Source organism: Halomonas flagellata, from assembly GCF_022487945.1.
GTDB classification, from domain to species: domain Bacteria; phylum Pseudomonadota; class Gammaproteobacteria; order Pseudomonadales; family Halomonadaceae; genus Halomonas; species Halomonas flagellata.
Genome location: NZ_JAKVPY010000033.1, coordinates 1 through 20,889, shown reverse-complemented (window position 1 = coordinate 20,889; position 20,889 = coordinate 1). Strand labels below are relative to the sequence as shown.

14 protein-coding genes and 2 pseudogenes are annotated in these 20,889 nt (G+C 54.7%); all 16 read left to right on the top strand.

What is annotated here, in order from left to right; translation table 11 throughout:
* The first annotated feature begins 15 nt into the window (after nt 1–15).
* On the top strand, nt 16–2,103 hold the full coding sequence (gene brxL, locus MKP05_RS19395) for a protease Lon-related BREX system protein BrxL (protein WP_439109006.1): 2,088 nt from the start codon (nt 16–18) through the stop codon (nt 2,101–2,103).
* Between the two features lie 37 nt (nt 2,104–2,140).
* Entirely contained in the window at nt 2,141–2,377 is a 237-nt protein-coding gene (locus MKP05_RS19390) for a hypothetical protein (RefSeq protein WP_240569812.1), read from the top strand.
* An 81-nt stretch (nt 2,378–2,458) separates the two neighbouring features.
* Complete coding sequence (locus MKP05_RS19385) at nt 2,459–3,112, top strand: antitoxin Xre/MbcA/ParS toxin-binding domain-containing protein (RefSeq protein ID WP_240569810.1); 654 nt, start codon at nt 2,459–2,461, stop codon at nt 3,110–3,112.
* An 80-nt stretch (nt 3,113–3,192) separates the two neighbouring features.
* Nucleotides 3,193–4,629, top strand: coding sequence for an IS1182 family transposase (locus tag MKP05_RS19380; RefSeq protein ID WP_240569808.1), 1,437 nt, complete (start codon nt 3,193–3,195; stop codon nt 4,627–4,629).
* A 515-nt stretch (nt 4,630–5,144) separates the two neighbouring features.
* Complete coding sequence (locus MKP05_RS19375) at nt 5,145–6,326, top strand: dsDNA nuclease domain-containing protein (protein ID WP_240569807.1); 1,182 nt, start codon at nt 5,145–5,147, stop codon at nt 6,324–6,326.
* Nucleotides 6,327–6,328: 2 nt separating this feature from the next.
* On the top strand, nt 6,329–6,805 hold the full coding sequence (locus tag MKP05_RS19370; protein WP_240569806.1) for a hypothetical protein: 477 nt from the start codon (nt 6,329–6,331) through the stop codon (nt 6,803–6,805).
* On the top strand, nt 6,805–8,574 hold the full coding sequence (locus MKP05_RS19365; RefSeq protein WP_240569804.1) for a hypothetical protein: 1,770 nt from the start codon (nt 6,805–6,807) through the stop codon (nt 8,572–8,574). The genes MKP05_RS19370 and MKP05_RS19365 overlap by 1 nt, the downstream gene beginning before the upstream one ends.
* A gap of 583 nt (nt 8,575–9,157) precedes the next feature.
* A complete protein-coding gene (locus MKP05_RS19360) occupies nt 9,158–10,441 on the top strand; it encodes an ATP-binding protein (RefSeq protein WP_240569802.1) in 1,284 nt (427 codons plus the stop codon).
* A gap of 258 nt (nt 10,442–10,699) precedes the next feature.
* Nucleotides 10,700–10,975, top strand: a complete 276-nt coding sequence (locus tag MKP05_RS19355; protein WP_240569800.1) for a hypothetical protein — start codon at nt 10,700–10,702, stop codon at nt 10,973–10,975.
* Nucleotides 10,968–11,450 (top strand): PIN domain-containing protein, encoded by a 483-nt coding sequence (locus tag MKP05_RS19350; protein ID WP_240569798.1) that lies wholly within the window; start codon nt 10,968–10,970, stop codon nt 11,448–11,450. The genes MKP05_RS19355 and MKP05_RS19350 overlap by 8 nt, the downstream gene beginning before the upstream one ends.
* A 248-nt stretch (nt 11,451–11,698) precedes the next feature.
* A complete protein-coding gene (locus MKP05_RS19345) occupies nt 11,699–12,778 on the top strand; it encodes an SIR2 family protein (protein WP_240569797.1) in 1,080 nt (359 codons plus the stop codon).
* Nucleotides 12,775–14,454, top strand: a complete 1,680-nt coding sequence (locus tag MKP05_RS19340) for an ATP-binding protein (RefSeq protein WP_240569795.1) — start codon at nt 12,775–12,777, stop codon at nt 14,452–14,454. Before MKP05_RS19345 ends, MKP05_RS19340 begins: the two co-directional genes overlap by 4 nt.
* A 106-nt stretch (nt 14,455–14,560) precedes the next feature.
* Nucleotides 14,561–15,444: pseudogene (locus MKP05_RS19335) on the top strand (IS5 family transposase).
* A gap of 759 nt (nt 15,445–16,203) precedes the next feature.
* Nucleotides 16,204–19,185, top strand: coding sequence for a TrlF family AAA-like ATPase (locus MKP05_RS19330; protein ID WP_240569794.1), 2,982 nt, complete (start codon nt 16,204–16,206; stop codon nt 19,183–19,185).
* Nucleotides 19,186–19,570: 385 nt separating this feature from the next.
* Entirely contained in the window at nt 19,571–19,996 is a 426-nt protein-coding gene (locus MKP05_RS19325; protein ID WP_240569793.1) for a hypothetical protein, read from the top strand.
* A 553-nt stretch (nt 19,997–20,549) separates the two neighbouring features.
* Nucleotides 20,550–20,889, top strand: a pseudogene (locus MKP05_RS19320) (IS21-like element ISSpu15 family transposase); the annotation flags it as partial.

The window sequence follows — 20,889 nt, the reverse complement described above, 5'->3', positions numbered from 1 at the left end:
TCTGGAGCCTCTGGCGTGACTTTCAGCATGGACAGTGAACCGCAGCCCGATATGCCACCTCAGCCCGCCGTGGAGCAGGAGAACGACCTCGACCCCCTCCTCAATACCCACTTCGCCGGTCGGGTGGTGCGCAAGGACCTGACCCAGCGGGTCAAGGAAGGCGCCAACGTGCCGGTCTACGTACTGGAGTATCTGCTCGGCATGTACTGCGCCTCCGACGATCAGGAGGTGATCGACGAGGGCCTGAAGAACGTCAAGACAATCCTCGCCGACAACTACGTGCGCCCCGACGAGGCCGAGAAAGTGAAATCGCTGGTTCGCGAGCGCGGCAGCTTCAAGGTGATCGACCGGGTGACGGTGCGCCTCAACGAGAAGCAGGACTGCTACGAGGCGGCGTTCAGCAACCTCGGGATCAAGGACGCCGAGATCTCCGCGGGCATCGTCAAGGAGCACGAGAAGCTGCTGGTGGGCGGTATCTGGGTGATCGCCACCCTGAGCTACTACCACGAGGAGGGGCAACGCGGCTCGCCGTTCGGCGTCAGCCAGCTCAAGCCGATCCAGATGCCCCACATGAACATGGAGGAGCTGTTCGAGGGGCGCCGCGGCTTCACCACCGAGCAGTGGCGCGAGGTGCTGATCCGCTCCATCGGCATGGAGCCGGCCGCGCTCGACGCGAGCGTGCAGTGGCACCTGCTGGCCCGGATGATTCCCTTCGTCGAGAACAACTACAACGTGTGCGAGCTGGGGCCCCGCGGCACCGGCAAGAGCCATATCTATAAGGAGTGCTCGCCCAACAGCATCCTGGTCTCTGGCGGCCAGACCACGGTGGCCAACCTGTTCTACAACATGAGCTCGCGGCGCATCGGCCTGGTCGGCATGTGGGACCTGGTGGCCTTCGACGAGGTGGCGGGCATCTCGTTCAAGGACAAGGACGGCGTGCAGATCATGAAGGACTACATGGCCTCCGGCTCGTTCGCCCGTGGACGTGAGCAGATGGAGGCCTCCGCCTCCATGGTGTTCATCGGCAACATCAACCAGAGCGTCGAGTCGCTGGTGAAGACCAGCCACCTGCTGACGCCGTTCCCCGACGCCATGATCGACGCCGCCTTCTTCGACCGCTTCCACGCCTACATCCCGGGCTGGGAGATCCCCAAGATGCGGCCGTCGTTCTTCACCCAGCGCTACGGCTTCATCGTCGACTACCTGGCCGAGTTCTACCGCGAGATGCGCAAGCGCAGCTTCGCCGACGCCATCGACCAGCACTTCCGTCTTGGCGACAACCTCAACCAGCGCGACGTCATCGCCGTGCGCAAGACCGTTTCCGGCCTACTCAAGCTGCTTTACCCCCATGGGGAGTACCAGAAGGAAGACGTGCGCCAGTGCCTGGAGTACGCCCTGCAGGTTCGCCGCCGGGTCAAGGAACAGCTCAAGAAGATCGGCGGCATGGAGTTCTATGACGTCCACTTCAGCTACATCGACAAGGAGACGCTCGAAGAGCACTTCGTCTCGGTGAAGGAGCAAGGCGGCGGCGGGCTGATCCCCGAAGGGCTCGGCAAGCCCGGCGTGGTGCACACCATCGGCCTTAGCGACAAGGGCATGCCGGGGGTCTACCGCATCGAACTGCAGGTCACCGCTGGCAGCGGCAAGCTGGCCATGTCGGGCCTGGGTAACTCCACCCACGCTAAGGAGCAGGTCAAGATGGCCTTCGACTACTTCAAGGCCAACGCCAGCCGGATCAGTGCGGCCAACAAGGTGCTGGATCACGACTTCCACCTGCACGTGGTGGACCTGCAGAACACCGGAGTGCTGCGAGATCTGGCCCTGGCCAGCCTGGTGGCCTTCGCGTCTGGGCTGCTAGGAAGGCCTACCCAAAGCCAGATGGTGGTGCTAGGCGACATGAGCCTGGGTGGCAGCCTTAAGCCCGTAGAGAACCTCGCCGAATGCCTGCAGGTCTCTTTCGACGCCGGCGGCAAACGCGTCACCCTGCCCATGGCCAGCGCCGCGGATATCCCAACCATCCCCGCGGAGCTGTTCACCAAGTTCCAGACCAGCTTCTACGCCGAGCCAGTGGATGCCGTGGTGAAGGCGCTGGGGGTGGAGTAATCCCCCTTACCTCGACAACGATTCTGGAGAGAACCTCGTGAGCACCGAACCCGAACTGATTCAGAGTCCGCTCAGCCAGGCCATCACCCGCGATGGCCATACCCTGCAGGTCGATATCTACCGGTTGGATGAGGAAAACGACTGGCTGCTGGAAGTCGTCAATGAGGACGGCACCTCCCACGTCTGGGACGAACGATTCGCCATCGACCAGGCCGCCCTGGACACGGTGCACGCCGCTATCGACCAGGAAGGCATCGGCGCCTTCCTCGATTGATTCGGCCTTCGTGAGAGGGAGTGCCTGCCGCTCTGTGGGCTACCCTGATACCCAGCATATGAGCACGGGAGAAGCCAGTCCATGACATCGCCAGCACAAGCTCCAACCGATCCACTGGGGTGGATCTTCGCCTATCGGGCCATCGACCTCCGCGACCGCTTCCCCCAGCCCCTGGAGACCTTCCGCGAGGCCCTGGAGTGCCTGCAGAGCGATCGATCCTACATGGCCGCCATGAGTGGCGAGATCATTGCCTACCTGCGTGGTGGCTACTCCGTGGCCATTCCTGACGAATTTTTCATACGCCGCAGCTCCGAGATCGACGCAGCCCTCGTGCCGCCTGAAGAAAACGACGCGGTGTGTGCAGAGGTTGAAGCCTGGCTGCGCGACACACTCACTTCCCGTGAAGCAAATTTCGCCGAGGCAGTCCCCCTGGAAGAGCGTCCTTACTCACTCGATCAGCTGCTGAAGCAGTGCGATCCCCAGGCACGGCAGTCTGAAGAGCTGAAAGCCTGGCACGAGATGCCAGACGTCGGCCGTGAGGTAGTGGAGTACCTGAAGGACAATGATGTATGGGCAGCGGCAGAAAGGGTCTTTGGAGATAAGGAAAAGGCTCAACGATGGATGGCAAAATCACTGAAGCAGCTGAACGATCGCTCTCCGATAGAAGTTCTCGATGAAGATCCGCAACAGGTACATGACCTGCTGATCCGCATCGAGCATGGGGTTTATATGTGAAGGAAAGTCAGCTCACGACCCAGGCTGTGTGAAAACGTGGTGGCCGCTATACTTTGCCGAGGTCCGCTGAGGAAATGGCGATGAAGCGATTCGTGGTGGGAGAGGCCCGAGACCAAGGCACTTTGTTTCCTGCGCTTTTGGACGACTTCATCGCAGACGATAACCCGGTCCGTGCCATCGAGGCTTTCGTTGAGGGGCTCGACCTCAGAGGCCTTGGTTTCAAGGGTGTCGATCCGCACGCAACGGGGCGGCCAGCCTACCATCCCGCTGTTCTTCTGAAACTCTACATCTACGGCTACCTCAATCGCCTCCAGTCAAGTCGCCGCCTGGAGCGTGAGACGCAGCGCAACGTCGAGCTGATGTGGCTGACTGAGCGCCTGACACCGGATTTCAAGACGATCGCGGATTTCCGCAAGGATAATGGCGAGGCCATTCGTCGGGTCTGTCGAGAGTTCATCGTGCTTTGCCGACGCCTGGAGCTTTTCTCCCAAGCTATCGTGGCCATCGACGGTAGCAAGTTCAAGGCCGTCAACAACCGTGACCGTAATTTCACAGCGACCAAGATGAAGCGGCGCCTCGAGCAGATCGAAGAAAGCTTCGAACGATACCTCACCCAGCTTGACGCAGCCGATCGCGAGGAGCCTGCCCTGGCAGAGGCCAAGACCGCACACCTGAAGGAGAAAATCAGAAAGCTGAGGGAAGAAACCTCACGATTACAGTCGGTTGAGGTGGAGCGGCTACGGTCTCCCGATCAGCAAACTTCCTTGACGGACCCGGATGCTCGGTCCATGGCCACCAGTGGCAGAGGGACAGGGGTTGTGGGATACAACGTGCAGGCCGCTGTTGATAGCCAGCACCATTTGATTGTGGCCCACGAGGTGACCAACATCGGCCATGATCGTAGTCAGTTGGCCAACATGGCCAAGCAAGCTCGTGAGGCCACTGGCATCAAGGAGCTCGAAGTCGTAGCCGACAGGGGCTACTACAAGGGCGAGGAAATTCTGGCCTGCCACAAGGAACGCATCACTACCTATCTACCCAAGCCAGTGACATCGCCAAGCCAGGCCAAGGGGCTTTTTGCAAAAGACGCTTTTCGCTACTCCTCTGAAAGCAATGAATATATCTGTCCTGCGGGGCAGAGACTAATATGGCGGTTTCAAACTGAGGAAAAGGGGCAGACGCTGCATTGCTACTGGAGCTCGGCATGTGGAAGCTGCTCCATAAAGGAGAAATGTACGACTGGAAAGGAGAGGAGGATCAAACGTTGGGAGCACGAAGATGTGCTTGAAGCAGCGCAGTCACGCCTCGATTGGCATCCAGAAATGATGCGTCTAAGGCGACAAACGGTAGAGCATCCGTTCGGGACGTTGAAGGCTTGGATGGGATCGACGCATTTCCTGACAAGGCGGCTTAAAAATGTGAGCACGGAAATGAGTCTTCATGTGTTGGCTTACAATCTGAAGCGTGTCATGAGCATCTTGGGTGTCAACGAGTTAATGCGGGCTGCACGGGCGTAATCAGCCCGTTTTCCCTATGTTTTCAAGGGGAGTAAAACGCGACAGTGGTGCTTTTGGTGATGCAATCATTCCGATATGTCGCGACAGCATTAGACAGCCATCATCGAAGCAGTGGCTCAGAAAGGCTCACCGGGGAGCTGAGGGGGGCGATTTTTGATTCAGACCAGCTTTTTTCTGTTTTCACACGGCCTGGACCCAGAGCGGCCGTTCCGGGAAATGCAGCAGGCGTGCGAATTTTGGATATATAGCCTAATGTTAGTTAATAGGCCTAAGGATCAAAAGCTTGTGAGAACCTTGGCAGGCTGCATTTGCCGGAAAAACGTGCCTGCACGTTCACCTAGTCATAGAATACGCCGTCTAATACGCTGTTAGATGTCTGAGAACGTGTATGGGGGGCGTGGTGCGCATTTTTGGCTCGGTTGGACACCCACAATGAGGCAGTGTTCTGAATATGGGTATCCAAACGGAGGCTCACTAAGGTTGAGAGATACGAAAGGCAGCGACGAGAGGTTCCGGTGAGCAAGGCAGCAGCAAATAACGAGATGGGTGTGCATCAGATCAAGCCGCGGGAAACCTCCGGGCGGGATACAATTGCCCGCTATCAGGCCCAGTTTCGGGCGGCAGCCTATGAGTGTCTTTCCATCCTCTCGGGGAACAGTATTGATCGCGTCTATTGCGATTACCACGACGATTTCGTCACCCGCTCGCAAGCAACAGGCGAGCCCATTTACCACTTCTATCAAGTTAAGACGAAAGGCAAGCGGAACCACCAGTGGGGGAAGAGTGATGTATTCGGCCTCTACAAAAGGAAGGCCGCCAAGCCCGAGAAGATCGCCGGTAGCTTTGCCGGTAAGTTACTGCTCCACACCATCCGGTTTACGAATTGCTGCGGCAATGTCGTCCTGCTGACAAACGTCCACTTCGACGATGATGTCGAAAAGATCGCGGAGAGCCTGGAAAGCGCCGACTTCACGACGAAGGACGTTAAAGATCTGATTGCCAATTTTAACGAGGCGCTGGTCGAAGACGAGCCTCTGGATGAAGATCACATCCAGGAGCTGCTGGGCAAGCTACAATTGGTTCCGGGTGTCACTTACATAGCCCCTCATGACCATGACTTCCATGCCCTTGCTAGGAATGCTATCTACAAATTTAGCGAGATCGATCTGCACCCCACCGAATGTGAGGAAATCATCCGCGGCCTCGTTAGTCTTGTAGAGGCGAAGTCGTTTTCGAAACTGATTTCGGAGATGTCCGAGGACGAGCTGGACGATTCTGTCGGGATCGGAATCGCTGATCTTCTCGAGATTCTCAGCATTTCCAAGGGGGCGTATGACCGCCTCCTGCAGGGTGGTGACCCCAAGGCCGTCAAGCACGCCTCAATAATCCAGAGGAAATTATCTGACGCCGATGCCACGCCGGAGATGATCGAGTTTTGCTCACGCGCCAAGGTGGAGTGGGATATCTGGTACAGGGAAAAGCGCCATTTCCTGCCGGAGTATGATCTTAACTTCCTGATGCAGCGGCTGTCATCGGTCAACAATATGCTCGCCCGGGGCGAAATATCGTTCCAAGACGTCGATGAGAAAATCGAGAAGCTGATGACCGATCTGGAGGGAAAGCAGGTCTCAGAGTCGCTTTCGAAAGAGCTGCTGCTTGGCGGTGTCCTGGCCGCTCTCGTGAGGGGGGAGTCGTAGCTATGGACTATGAGACTTTCTTCGAAGAGGTTCGAAGCCGGGATATCGCCCTGCATTATGACGGGCAGGGGGAGTCGAACCCTCCAAGGCTTAGCAACGAGGCCCTGTTTCATCTTCCGCTGCTCGCCATAACCATTCTTATGCTTGCAAAGGATAGAAGGAAGCCGCCCGTTGATGAGATCGGCCAGCTCGTCGGCGAGTGTCTGGAGCGGTCTTTTCCGGGATTCAAGGGCTCCTCACAGCATCTCGGCTGGTCTGCAAATCTCAGGATGAGAACTGTTCGCGCTCTTACGTTTCTGGAAACGGCAGAGCTCGTAGATATCGATCAGCACAAGCGCCGGATAGGAATCGCCGAATCCGGAAAGGCTGTGGTTAAACGAGCGCTTACGCTTGACTCGGACCTTGCGTATACGCTTAGGCTCATTGAAAGGCACTACAGAAACATTAGTGCTGAGAAGCAGATTTCGTTGGGGGTTTGATGGTTTTGCTGAACGTTCAGATTGAGCCAACAGGTGGGCAAGGGTGGCAATCCCCCGTGCTCGAATTCGGGGAGCAGCTCACCCAGCTCTTCGGGCCCAATGGCTGCGGAAAGACTCCGTTGATTCAGTCGGTCGCATACGCGCTCGGCTATCCCGTGACGTTTAGAGAAGACATCTACCAGCACTGTGAATCGGTCACGTTGAACCTACGTGCCGGGGAGCAGGAGGTTTGCCTGAAGCGCCGGATCGATCGTGGCTTCGACGCCCAAATCATCGCCGATGGCGAAGTTGCGTCTTTCTATGATGAGAAGGAGTTTAGCCGAGCGCTTTTCGATCTCCTTAACGTTGAACGCGAAACACTGACGTCGACCCAGAACGAACCGGTCACGCCTTACCTTTCAACTTTTCTGCCCCTTTTCTATCTGGATCAGGACACGGCATATACGAGCCTCTACAACCCGCCCGCGTCTTTCATCAAGGATCAGTACGCGGAGATGGTCAGGCTCGCTTTCGGGATTCCGCCGAAGCACTCATTCGATAAGAAGAAGATTGGCATAGAGAAAAAGCGCTGGCTGGAAGGGCTTGATCGTGCCGTGGTTCGGAAACAGTCCCTGATGGAGAGTCTCACCGCAGAGCTCCCATCGCCGAGGCGCTCACTCAGCGAGCTCCAGACCGATATTGAGCAAACCATGGAACGGATTGAAGCGCTCAAAGAAAGTGAGAGCCTCAGTAGCGATGCCTACTCTGCCGTAAGTTCGCTGATCCATGATCGTAAACGTGTCGCTGACGAACTGGCATCGGAGATGCGAGACCTTCGCATGCGCGCGGACGGCTTTGTGAGCATCAAAGATGAGATTGAGACTGAGATCAACACCCTGTCGCTCAACGAAGAGGCGCGGCGCCTGTTTTCCTCCTTTGAGGATATCTGTGCCAAGCCTGAATGCGGTCTCTTTCTGACCAGTGCCGAGTCGTACGGGAAAAACCTTCTCTACCTGCGTGATCAGGTCAAAGACCTTGATCGCAACACTCAACTTCAACGAGGGCGCATCACCGAACTTGATCGTCGGCTCTCGGAGATAAAAGGTGAGATTGCAGAGCTGCAGCGCAGGCGAGAGAGAATCCGCTCCGGAGAAGGTATTGACGGAGTGCTTGAGACCATGACGGAGCTGACGAAAACGATGTTCGCGCTTCAGAGCGAAGCCGACTCTGTCGAGCGGCTCGAGAGCGAGCAGGAATCTTACATCGAGCTCTTAAACGAGCGCGAGAAGGTGCAGAATGATCTCGCTTCCATGGGTGGATCGGGCGCCGTGAGTGACATTAGGCTGCTTGAGCTCCGCCGTGATCTGCGTGAACAGATCCTGTTCTGGCTGGATACGCTTCATACCAAGAACGTATCCCGCGAGGTTCATGTCGACAACGACTTCGGGGTTCATTTCGGCGAAGAAAAGATACGCCAGTTTCGGGGAAGCACGCTCGTTCGCGTCATCCTTGCAATCCGGGCTGCGCTGTTCGAGCTCTACACGCGCGATCCCGCCAACAGATTCCGGTTCTTCATCCTCGACACGCCTCGCCAGCAGGATATCGAGGCCGTCGATCTTGGGAATTTCATTGCCAAACTGAAGGAACTCGCCAGGCAGAACCAAGCCCAGGTCATTTTTTCGACCACTGAGTATCACTACGAATGCGATGCGGAAGACCGGGAGTGGACCCCACAGTATCAAGGTACGGAGCAGAAGATGTTCCTTGGCGTGGGCGGCCCAGCGGAGTAATGGGACATATATGGACGCCGCCCCGTTTGCGAGGGGCCTGTTTTCTGAGTCTGGTTTGGCGATGAAGAAGTGGTCCGCGGGCTTGATCGCAGGCTCGATTGGACACCCACAATGAGATAGCCGGCTCGGTTGGGCACCCACAATGAGGCAGTATTCTGAATATGTGGGTCCAAACGGCGTCCCCCATAGCTCGCAATATTTGAGTTTTTTGCGAACGCGCGGCATGAGAGCGCCGAACCAGAACAGGATTTCGGCTTCTATCATGCCAGGAGTCTAACAAATGCAGCCAAGGGACGCTCCTGACGTCGCGCCCCTGGTGCTGGCGTTAGAAAATTCTCAGCGGCCGCTCCTGGCCGATTGAGGAATGTTAGGCCACGCTGATGTAATGGTTTCGACAGCTGACGACCCAAAGCAGTCATGGAAGCAAATGCTGCGGGCACGCTTACCGGTGTTATGCAGCCGCCACGATGATTGGTGCTATACTGCCGAGCTATACTAAATTTTAATGAATTTCAGTAGTTCGGCTCTGATCGGCATGTTATCACCCAAATGAATGCGTCAGTGTGTTAAAGTCAATAATTGAATGGTCAATCATAATTGCTTTTATATTGCATGGAATGGAGGGCTTGTGGGAAAAATAAATCCTTTTCAGCCTAATGGCCCGGTGGCCCCGGGAATGTTTTCTGGTCGTCTAAAGGAAATACAGATCCTTGAAAAGGGTCTTTTTCAGACCAAGAATGGCAACCCATTAAATTTTTTGATAACAGGGGAGCGCGGTATTGGTAAATCCTCCCTATTGAATTATATGCGACCATTGGCTGACGGGAGTATTAAAAGCCCAGACTTTGAGCGTTTCGACTTTATAGTAATAAATATATCTATTTCAGAGAAGATGGGTTTGGTAACCCTAATAAAGCTCATTGAAAGGAATATAAAAAGGAAGGTTGGAAAGGTCGAAAAAGTTAGGAATTTTCTTGACGATACTTGGTCTTTTGTTCAGAGAATTAAAGTTATGGATTCTGGGGTAGAGAAGGCTGCAGTCGTTGAGGACCCCGATCTGTTGATTGATGATCTAGCATATTCGCTTTCTCAAACTTGTATGCGTTTGACTTCACCAGAGAAAGGTGAAGAAAAGAAAGATGGAATAGCTTTTTTTATTGATGAATCTGACAATTCACCTCCAGAACTAAGAATAGGATACTTCTTTAAAGTTCTTACTGAAATGCTTCAGCAGCATGACTGCAGCAATGTGATGTTTGTTGCTGCTGGGCTTCCTGAGATTTCTGAAAAACTATACTCAAGCCATGAGTCATCGCTAAGAATATTTTCTGAGTTAAAAATAAAAGAGTTGAGGCCGGAAGATCGCTACTATGTGATTGAAAAAGGGGTTGAGAGGGGTAATGAAGTAAATGCCGAGAAAACAACGATAACGAAGTCGGCGAAATCTCATATCTCGACTTTATCGGAAGGCTATCCTCACTTTATTCAGCAATTCTCCTATTCCGCATTTGAGTTTAATTCTGACGGTGAGATTTCTGAGGATGATGTTCTTTCAGGTGCGTTTAACCCAGGTGGCGCTTTGGACGCCATCGGTTCGCGATACTATGCTTCAAGGTATCATGAGCAAATCAAGTCAGATGAATACCGTGCGGTCCTGAGCATCATGGCTGAAAACATGAATGATTGGACAACGAAAAGTTACATCAAGGATATGTTTTCCGGATCAGAGCAGACTTTAAACAATGCATTGCAAGCGCTGACCTCTCGAAGAATTATTCTTCGAAATCAATCGAAACGGGGGGAGTATCGACTTCAGCAGAAGGGTTTTGCACTTTGGATAAAACTTTTTGGAGAGCGTGGGAAATAATATAACCAGTGAAGGCCTAGCGACGCCTTAAACATTATGCCTTCGTCTCTATTTCGAGGGCGCGAATTCTGAAAGCATTATATTAATAATCTTCGATTTTCCGCTTTTATCCGGATGGAAGATTTGAGGAGTAAGCTTATGCTAAAATTGGCAGATGACGACCCAAAGCGGCCATGCCGGCAAAGGCAGCAGGCGCGTTCATCCAATATCAGAACATGCAGTCTAATACCTGTTATGCAATTCAAAGGAGCTTCAGAGATGGATGTAAAAGAAGCTGTGAAAACAGCAATTCAACATGTAACCGATTTATTTGAGCTTGATACTAACTCAAACGTTGGTTTAGAAGAGGTTGAATACACAGATCATCCCGCAGGATGGTACATAACAGTGGGTTTCTCTCGCCCCTGGGATCATCAGCGCCAAGGAATTGGGAGTGCATTACAACCAATGCAGCCAAAGCGTCAGTATCGGGTAGTGAAGATACTAGAAGATGGCGAGATCAAGTCTGTAAAAATTCGAGAGCAAGATGCCTAAGAGCGTGCTGCTGGATACAAATCTTTTAGTGGTTCTGGTCGTCGGGTTGCTCGACCCATCGATAATTGGGATTCATAAAAGAACGAAGAATTATACGCCAGATGACTTTTTAGCCCTAAGGCGCGCGCTCGATAATTATCAAGAGCTATGGATTACGAGCCAGTCTGTAGCTGAGACCTCTAATCTCGTTAGGCAAACAAACGAAGCTCAGGCTGAACAGCTATTGACGATTCTATCTGAGCTAGTGTCAAGTTCTAAAGAGTCGAATATGGACAGTAGAGGGATATTCACCGCCCCATGCGTTTTAAAGCTTGGTGTCACCGATGCTGGTATAGCAAAAAAATCTAAACGCGTTACTAACCTGCTTACTGCTGATCTCGATTTATACTTGGAAGTAAGCGGTAAGTTCAGTAATGCAATAAACTTCAATCACATTAGAACAGGCGCCTGGAGCTTTAATGGCAACATTGCATAACAATCGCAGGCACGGCGACAGCTTTTCCGTTGCGGCTCCGCTTTCACTACAAAGCTGCGCGTGCTGCGGGCGTTATATGAGGATTTTTTGAACATCCGCTTATGGCCGGATTGAGAACTTTAGGCTATGCCGTTGGGATGGTTGAGGCAGTTGACGACCCAAAGGCGACATGGCGGCAAAGGGAGCAGGCACGTTCATTGGGGATATGCAGCATGCACACTGATTGGACTCTGTAGAGGAAATAATAAATGACAACTGAAGTACGAGAGCAAATTACAGAGTGGCTGACCGGTAATGACACCTGCTTCCTGCTGGGAGCGGGATGCAGCATGTGCGAGGGAAAACCGCTCATCGGAAAACTGACCGAGAATGTTTTGAATGATGCCGACGCGAAGCTCAAAGAGCATTTTGGTGCACTTAAGGCCTCAGGCGAGCGTCCGGCAACCATCGAAGATCTGATTAATTACCTAGTGAGATACCGAGACATTCTGGACACCATTACCAACGCCGACGGTCACGGCGTGAGTGTCGGTGAGATCGATTCCTGGCTCGCTGAAATCAAAAAGAAGATCGTCACAGAAGTTGCGGATGATTGGAAGGCCGGTTCGTACCATGAACGGTTCTTGCAGCGGCTGCGTGGCCCGCGTGATCGCAGCCCCCGCGACATTTTCAGCCTGAACTACGATACGCTGCTGGAGGCCAGTCTGGATTCTGTAAGGTTGCCATACACAGACGGCTTCCGAGGCACCAATCGAGGCTGGTTTGATTCAAGTACATTCGATGAAGCCGGTGTCGGGATAGCGTACCGAATTTTTAAACTCCACGGCTCGATTAATTGGACGCGCGATACAAGCGGGTGTGTTCGGCGCGGACGCAATGCCAATGAGGATGCGGCTGACGAGCCGATTGTTGTCTACCCTTCCGAGCAGAAATATCTTCAAACCCAGTACGGTGTCTACGAGACATTAATTGGTAGGTTCAGGAACCGGCTCAGAATTCCAGGCGTCAACAATTGTCTAGTCGTGCTTGGTTATAGTTTCAATGACGAGCACATAAACGAAGCGATTTGTGATGCCGTCAATGCCAACAACAGCAACTTGACTATTATTGCATTTGTTGGTCCCGAACAGGATCGCGGCAAACAAGACGAGCGTTTGACCGCATTTAGCGCGCGGTGCGATTCTCGCTTTAACGCCTTCATTGGCAACGACCAGACCGGCACATTCATCGGCCATGCCCTTGATGCCGATGCCGCTAACGCTGTTCTCAAAGGGGATTTCTGGAAATTCGAGAACCTGGTCGATTTCATCGCGGGGAAAACGGCATGAGCGATCCAATCCTAAAAATCGGCCGCGTTGTCGAGGTCTCCGGATCGAAAGTCATCGGCGAGCTTGAAGGTACTGTGGAAGACTTGCACCGCACTTACAAGAGCCGTCGCTACACGGTGGGTCAGGTCGGCTCTATCGTGAAGATTGAGGCCGGAGACAAACTTGTATTCGGCGTCGTGACCGCGCTGCGCATGACCGAGACATTGCTCGACGGTGATTACGACGCTCACCTTGAATCAGCATCCGATGCCAAATGGCTGGAAATCGAGTTGTTCGGCGAGGCGGTCCGCACCGGGCTTGGGGAGAGTGAGTTTTCATTCCAACGCGGCGTTGTTACTTATCCACTTCCCGGCCAGGGTATCTTTGTCGCCAGCGTCTCGGAATTGGCCCGCATCTACCATAGACCGGACAAGCCGAGCATCCATGTGGGCACTCTTTCTCAAGCGGCGTCGCTGCCTGTCTATCTGCTCACCGACGAGCTCCTCGGCAAGCATTTCGCTGTGCTGGGCACGACCGGTTCGGGAAAATCGTGTTCGGTGACTGTTCTCCTTCGCTCGATACTCGATGTGGCCCCTAAAGCGCATATGATCCTGCTAGATCCTCACAACGAATATCGGCGGGCATTTCCGGACAATGCGGAAATCATCGACCCCACTAGTCTGAACTTGCCGCACTGGCTCTTGAATTTCGAAGAAAGTATGGCGCTATTTATCGGCAAAACGGAATTTGTTGCGACTAGCCAGACCAACATTCTAAAAGATGCCATTCTGGCTGCCCGGCAGGACTTCGGGGTGCAAGGGATCTCTCCCGAGAAAATCACTGTGGACACGCCGGTTCCCTACAAGTTGAGCAAACTCCTAGCGCATGTGGAAGCCAACATGCCGCCCCAGGATTCCAAGAAAGACCCGTACCTGAAAATCAAGAACAAAATACAGATCTTGCAGCAAGACAGCCGGTTTTCGTTTCTGATTCGGCCCGACGAAAATGTCTCGGACGAACTGAAAGATATCGTCGGACAATATCTGCGCATACCAGTATCGGACAAACCGCTCTCGATTATCGACCTGTCGGGCGTTCCTTCGGATGTGGTCGATGTTGTTGTCTCGGTGCTGTGCCGGATGATTTTCGATTTTGCGGTATGGAGTCCGAGACCGGTGCAGGTGCCGATCGTTCTGGTCTGCGAAGAAGCGCATCGCTATGCGCCGCGCCGTGACGACGCCGCCTTCCAGCCAACCAAACAGGCCTTATCGCGCATAGCCAAAGAAGGCCGAAAATACGGGGTGGGACTGGGCCTGATTTCTCAGCGGCCTTCCGAGCTGGCCGAGTCCATCCTCTCGCAGTGCAACACGCTGATTGCCCTTCGCATGAGCAATGAGCAGGACCAAAATTTTGTCCAACGGGCATTGCCGGATTCCGTGCGCAGTCTCGTCAACGTTCTTCCGACCCTGAGGACGCAGGAAGCACTGGTCGTCGGGGAAGGCACAGTCGTGCCGGTGCGGCTGCGCTTCAACGATCTTGCCGAAGAACATCAACCTCAGAGCGCAGATGTCCCTTTCGCAGCACGCTGGGCGGCGGCGGACCATGGTGCCGAATATGTCGAAAGTGTCGTTCGAAGGTGGCGTTTGCAGGAACGTCCGCCAGTCGACCCACAGGAGGCCGGAAACCCAGACGAATAGCGTCCGTGAATTAAGGAAACGCTGCACAAATCCCGGCGCAGCTGCTTGGCAGCCATCGGCGGGGTAGAATTTGGCCCTCCTGCCACCGTCTGATCAGAGCCACCCGATGAAGCAGATCTCGTTCGCCCAAGCCGAGTACCAGAACAAGAAGAAGGTCACCCGCCGCGAGCGGTTCCTGGCCCAGATGGAGGATCTGGTGCCATGGCAGCGGCTGATCGAGGCGCTGTCGCCGTCCTATTTCCCGAATGCGGCTGGTAAGCGTGGGCGCCCGCCGATCGGCCTGGAGCGCATGCTGCGCGTCTACTTCCTCCAGCAGTGGTATGCCCTTGCCGACCCTATGCGTCAACGTAGTTGTCACCTAAACGGATTGAGAGGTGATCAACGCCCACCTGGCCGAGCAAGGGTTGTTCATGCGCGAGGGCACCATCGTCGACGCGACCATCGTGGCTGCCGCGCCCTCTACCAAGAACCAGGTCAAGCAACGCGATCCGGAGATGAAGCAGACCAAGAAGGGCAACCAGTGGTATTTCGGCCTGAAGGCCCACATCGGCGTCGATGCGGTCACCGGACTGACCCACAGTGTCGCCACTACCTCGGCCAACGTCGCCGATGTCACCATGGCGGGCCAGTTGGTCCGGGACGATGACAAGCAGGTATACGGCGACGCGGGCTACACCGGCATGGGGAAGTACCTGGACGAAGAGAAGGATGCCCCGGACTCCCGCTGCTGTGTTGCCGCCAAGCGCAGCCCCATCAAGAAGATGGAAGACAGCCCCATTGCTGCTGCTGGCGATCGAGAAGGCCAAGGCCAGTATCCGCGCCAAGGTCGAGCATCCGTTTCATGTCATCAAGAACCTCTTCGGCTACCGGAAGGTGCGCTACAAGGGGCTGGCCAAGAACCAGGCGCAGCTATTCAGTCTGTTCGGACTGGCCAACTTGGTGCTGGCGACACGATGTAAGGGCCGAGTTGACGGGGCCAGTGCCCCTTGAATCTGGCCTGGCAGCCGGTTACCCCGGCTGCCAGGGAAAACAGACCACCTGAGGTGGTCAGAAAATGATCGCTGACGCGGTGATTGTGTCACTCTGAGCACTTCAGCCGCTCAGAGACGAATTGATCAGTGGTTCCTTAACTATGGGGTCAAGTCTTGTCTCTTTCCATTTCCACCAAGAGCAAGAAGCAAGACCTGACCCCCCGAACTTCTAAGCGGCCCATTCTTCTATCCTTGCGCGTGGTGCCAACAATGAGCGCGCCCCACAGCTCGCCGCCAAAATGCCAGCCCACGAGCTATGGACAGGATTTCTTCGAGACCCCGACGGCAACTTTGTGGGATTTATGGAGGAATAGCGGTGATATTTGATGCCGCGCATAACAAAGCGTACCAATGCGCGCCTGGCGGCGCCGGACGCTCACTGAGTTCGCGCCATTGTGCGCGGCGTTATACGTCAGGCAAATTTCAATGTCCGCTTCTGGCCGATTTATTAATATTAGGCTACGCTGATTCTATGCTTTCCGTAGTCGATGGACAATAGTGGTCATTGAACTGCAAGTTGCGGAGCGCCCCTGACGTTTTAAGGCACCGCGTGTAGCTTTCCAGGGTAGCGCTCAAAAGCCCGAATCCGGCCAAGCGGTTGACTTGCAGTGGTATTCAAGCTTGGGACTCGTTGCTACTGTTCATTGCGCGATTGAGATAGAGTACAAGAACGCTGATGCCTCCCAAGAGGCGCCTGAAAAGCACGGCAGAGGAATCAATGAAGATAGGCAATGATTTGCACAGCGATCGTGGTTCCGAGTGGCATCGATGGGACCCACACATACACACGCCTGGCACCGTCCTAAATGATCAATACAGTGGAGCCGACCCGTGGGAGATATTCATCTCCAAGGTGGAGGCCTCCAACCCAGCGATTAGGGCGCTGGGCATCACCGATTACTTTGGAATCGATCCTTATGAAAAGGTGCTCGAGCTCAAACGCCAAGGACGGCTGTCGCACGTGGGTCTGGTTTTTCCGAACGTGGAACTCCGTCTCAATATCGAGACGAATAGGGGGGCCGCGGTCAATCTGCATCTCATGTTCCCACCCGATGACTCGGATCACGTCGACCGAATCAAGCGCTTTCTACTCGAGTTCGAATTTTCTTACCAGGGGGAGAACTTCCGCTGCCATCGGGAGGACCTAATCCGCTTGGGCAAGAAGCACAAGCCCGAACAGACTGATCCCGATGCTGCCCGTTCCGTCGGTGCGAACCAGTTCAAAGTTAGCCTGGATCAGTTGAAGGCCGCCCTGGGGAAGCACGAATGGATCAAGCACAATGCTCTGATCGCGGTCGCTGGTGGCCAGAAAGACGGTACTTCAGGACTGCGAGACTCGACTGATTCATGGGCCGCCCAGCGGAAGAATATTGAGCAGCTGGCCCACATAATCTTCGACTCCAACCCAAAGCAGATCAGCTTCTGGCTCGGCCAGGGCGCGCTTTCAGTGCAAGAGCTTGACGAGCAGTACAATGGCCGAAAGCCTTGTCTCCATGGGTCGGACGCGCATACTGCAGTTAGAGTGGGAGCGCCAGACCAGCAGCGCTACTGCTGGATCAAGGGCGACCTCACCTTTGAATCTCTGCGCCAAACCTGCCTGGAGCCTGAGGAACGAGCGGTCATAGGGCTCGAGCCTCCCCGTGGCTCCCTTCAGAGCCACACGATCAAGGCTCTGACGGTCTCCGGCGCGCCTTGGCTCAGGAAGGCATCGATCCCGCTCAACGCTGGCTTGGTTGCTGTAGTCGGTGCGCGTGGCTCCGGGAAAACAGCCCTTGCCGACCTAGTCGCTGCCGGTGGCTATGCACTCTCGACTCAACTCAACAAGGAGTCGTTTGTCTTCCGGGCGAAAGAGCACCTAGGCACCTGTAAGGCGGAGCTAACCTGGGAGAACAGCGAGACCACCTGCAACGAAGTCTCTTCCGTGGACATCGACAATATCCTGGACACCCCTCACGTCCAGTACCTCTCTCAGCAGTTCGTGGATAAGTTGTGCTCGGCTGAAGATACGAGCAACCCGCTCAATGCAGAGATCGAACGGGTCATCTTCGACGCGCATACGCGGGACGATTGTATGGGTGCCTCTTCCTTTCAGGAACTTCTCGAGCTGCGGCTTGAAGGCACTCGCCAGAAGCGCCGACGCCACCAGGAAACGCTGCGCAAGGCCTCCAGCGACCTGACGGAAGAGCGCAGCCTCAAGGATAGCTTGGAGGGGCTCATCAAAGACCGCAGTGAGAAGGCTAAGGAGATCGAGCTTGACAAGCGCGACCGCAAGTCACTAGTTCCCAAAGGCAACGAGGAGCGAACCAAGCGATTGGAGGAGGTGTCGCAGGCAGCCGAGCAGACGCGACTGCAGGTCGAGCGGGCTAAGCGGCGCTACCAGACGCTGCTTCATCTGAAAGGGGACGTCGAGGACTTCCGCACTCGTCGTGCTCCTGGGATATTGGACGGCCTAAAGCAGGAGCGTCCAGACACTGGCCTGTCCGAGGCAGACTGGAACGAGTTCAAGGTGGGCTTCGTCGGGGATGTTGACACACTGTTGGCGAACCGGCTTCGCCAGGTGAATTCGCTGGTAGCCGAGTTGAAAGGACCATCCGATGTCACCCCGCCGATCAGCGAAGGGGCAGACCCTAATGTGTCGCTCATTCCTGAGGGTGCAGATCTCAACCAGCAGACCCTCTCATTGCTCGATTGTGAGGTCGCTCGCCTCAATCTCCTGGTCGGTGCCGACAGCACGAAAATCAAGCGTTATTCCGCGCTTAGCGACAAGATCACGAAGGCGGAAAGCGCCTTGGTAAAGCTCGATGAGCAGATCGAGCGCGCTCGCGAGGCGAACGTCCGGATTAAAGAGCTGACCCAGCTCCGCCGAACCGCCTATGAGGGTGTGTTCGAGGCCATCGTCGAGGAAGAGCAGGAGCTGAAGGACCTCTACGCCCCGATCCAACAGAGGGTCGCCGCCGACACCGGCTCGATGGAGCGCCTCGGCTTCACCGTCAAGCGCAACGTCGACATCGAGAAGTGGGCTAAGGCAGGCGAAGATTTGCTTGACCTCCGCACCGGTCCGTTCCGTGGGCGTGGCCAGGTCCTGCAGGCCGCCAAGGGGACGCTGATGCCTGCCTGGCAGACTGGGTCAGCGGCTGAAGCGGCTACTGCGCTGCTTGAGTTCGTGAGGGAAAACGAGGAAAAACTACGGGCGCATCAGCCGGAAAAAAGTGAGTTCCGCGAGTGGGCTCGTCGCATCTCAGACTGGCTGTACAGCACAGACCACATCACGGTAGGTTACAGCCTGCAGTACGATGGGGTGGAGATCGAGCAGCTCTCGCCAGGGACTCGAGGGATCGTGCTCCTGCTTTTGTACCTGTCGATAGACGCTGAGGACGACCGGCCGCTCATCATCGACCAGCCTGAGGAGAACCTTGACCCCCAATCGGTCTTCGAGGAACTGGTGACCAGATTTCGTGAGGCCAAGAAGCGGCGTCAAATCATCATCGTGACGCACAACGCCAACCTCGTCGTGAACACCGACGCCGACCAAGTCATCATTGCCTCCTGTAGTCACCATAGGCTGGGGAAGTTGCCCGAGATCATGTACGAGTGTGGTGGCTTAGAGAACCCGGATATACGGCGAAGAGTTTGCGAGATTTTGGAGGGTGGCGAACGTGCATTTAAGGAGCGCGCTCGGCGGTTGCGGGTGGTGCTCTAGTCCATTGTCAAGCAAATGCCTGACTCACTGGACAGTGAATTAGGGGGCTTTTCCTGACTTGCTTACGCTTGGCTCTGCCGTCAAGTATACGTTCGCTCCTGGCCGAGGCTGTGTGAAAACTCCTGAGCCGCCTTGAAGATGGCGTTCGTACGCTAAATCTGGAAAGGTTTTGCCACACAGCTTCCTCAGAATGAGCGAGAAATCGCCAATGTTGATCAATTTTTAACCTCTACGAGATGCTTCAAACGTTTTCACACAGCCTGGGTCGAATGAGGAATGTTAGTCTATGCTGATGTATGGCGTTCGGCAATTGTCGACCCTAAGCGGCCGTTTCGGCAAATGCAGCAGGTTCGTTAATCCAAACATGAGGCGGGCAGTTTAATCAATGTTGAATATGAAAAGAACTCTAGTTACTGATCGTAAGATTTTGCGTTGTATATACGACATGCACCTGCGATCGTATCCCGGCCCAGAGCTGCCAAAAGGAAAGCATGAAAACGATCCATATGTTCCAATTTCTGTGCGGGAAATTGCCGCGAAGCTAGGTTGCACACCACAGCTACTTTTTGGTCGCCTGTACTACCACTTGGATGCTAAGTATCGCTATAAACAAGACGGAGGCGCCGAGGTTCACCTCTTCACTCTGAAAGTTGGAGATCAAATGCACTGTGTTCATTTTCCATTCTTGGCAGCGACCTTAGCGGAACATGATGCAGAGCATCGGAAATTTGCTTGGACTTTGTGGCTCTCTATTGTTGCGTTAGCTCTATCTTCGGCATCAATTGTTTCTCAGGTGATCTCGGCGTCGTGAGGCCCATGCCAAACTAGTGCATCAAGATGTCCACGCCTCACCTGATCTTTGACGTAGTTCTGAGGAATTAGCGAGATTAATTAGAATCTTCTCAATCTTACTCTTGGCTGGACGCGGAAGTTTAGATTATGATGAATAGGATTAGGCAGATGACGACCCTAAGCGGCCGGTCCGGAAAATGCAGCCAGCCCGTACATTAGTGTTGTGCAGCCGGCACGATGATTGGTGTTATACCGCTGAATTATACTTAATATTCGGATATTTTAATAGGTTGGGGTATCAATGACGTGCGGTATAACACGAATGAACACGCAGGCAGGATCAACCAATCATAGGATGGGCAGTCTAATCACCGTTAGGCAATAATAGCGAAGAATTATGGACTATCAACTAATAGGCACTATCGCAGCAATTGTGACCATTCTTGGTGGTGTCTTCGCTGCCTTTAAATGGGGTAGAGTATAGAGCGACAATTACTCTGGCCGGTGGACGACAACTATTCTGACCGGTTGCCCTAAGCTTGACCGCTCGTCCGACCCACCAGGGAGCCGGTATGGCGGTCACCAGCCAACAGGTCACGCTCTACATGTCCCAACGTCAGCAAGGCCAGACCCAAGAAGTCGCCGCCGCCAAGGCCGGCCTCTCCGTCAGCACCGCCCGCCGCCTCGAACGCCGAGCCGAGTCCTCCGAGCCGACGACCACTCGCCATTGGCGGACCCGGCCAGACCCCTTCGCTGGCGTATGGGATGAAGTGCTCGTTCCGCAGCTGGCGGCCACCCCGGACCTCCAGGCCCTGACGCTGCTGGAGTGGCTTCAGGAGCAGCACGCCGGCCAGTACCCCGACAGCCTGCTGCGCACCCTGCAGCGCCGGGTCAAGGGCTGGCGAGCCGCCC

What these genes read in the sequence shown, in the direction of transcription:
- MKP05_RS19330 (WP_240569794.1), top strand. Translation starts at nt 16,204, where the DNA reads ATGAAGATAGGCAATGATTTGCACAGCGATCGTGGTTCCGAGTGGCAT.
- MKP05_RS19365 (WP_240569804.1), top strand. Translation starts at nt 6,805, where the DNA reads ATGGTTTTGCTGAACGTTCAGATTGAGCCAACAGGTGGGCAAGGGTGG.
- MKP05_RS19345 (WP_240569797.1), top strand. Translation starts at nt 11,699, where the DNA reads ATGACAACTGAAGTACGAGAGCAAATTACAGAGTGGCTGACCGGTAAT.
- MKP05_RS19360 (WP_240569802.1), top strand. Translation starts at nt 9,158, where the DNA reads ATGGTCAATCATAATTGCTTTTATATTGCATGGAATGGAGGGCTTGTG.
- MKP05_RS19340 (WP_240569795.1), top strand. Translation starts at nt 12,775, where the DNA reads ATGAGCGATCCAATCCTAAAAATCGGCCGCGTTGTCGAGGTCTCCGGA.
- MKP05_RS19350 (WP_240569798.1), top strand. Translation starts at nt 10,968, where the DNA reads ATGCCTAAGAGCGTGCTGCTGGATACAAATCTTTTAGTGGTTCTGGTC.
- MKP05_RS19325 (WP_240569793.1), top strand. Translation starts at nt 19,571, where the DNA reads ATGTTGAATATGAAAAGAACTCTAGTTACTGATCGTAAGATTTTGCGT.
- MKP05_RS19385 (WP_240569810.1), top strand. Translation starts at nt 2,459, where the DNA reads ATGACATCGCCAGCACAAGCTCCAACCGATCCACTGGGGTGGATCTTC.
- MKP05_RS19380 (WP_240569808.1), top strand. Translation starts at nt 3,193, where the DNA reads ATGAAGCGATTCGTGGTGGGAGAGGCCCGAGACCAAGGCACTTTGTTT.
- MKP05_RS19370 (WP_240569806.1), top strand. Translation starts at nt 6,329, where the DNA reads ATGGACTATGAGACTTTCTTCGAAGAGGTTCGAAGCCGGGATATCGCC.
- MKP05_RS19355 (WP_240569800.1), top strand. Translation starts at nt 10,700, where the DNA reads ATGGATGTAAAAGAAGCTGTGAAAACAGCAATTCAACATGTAACCGAT.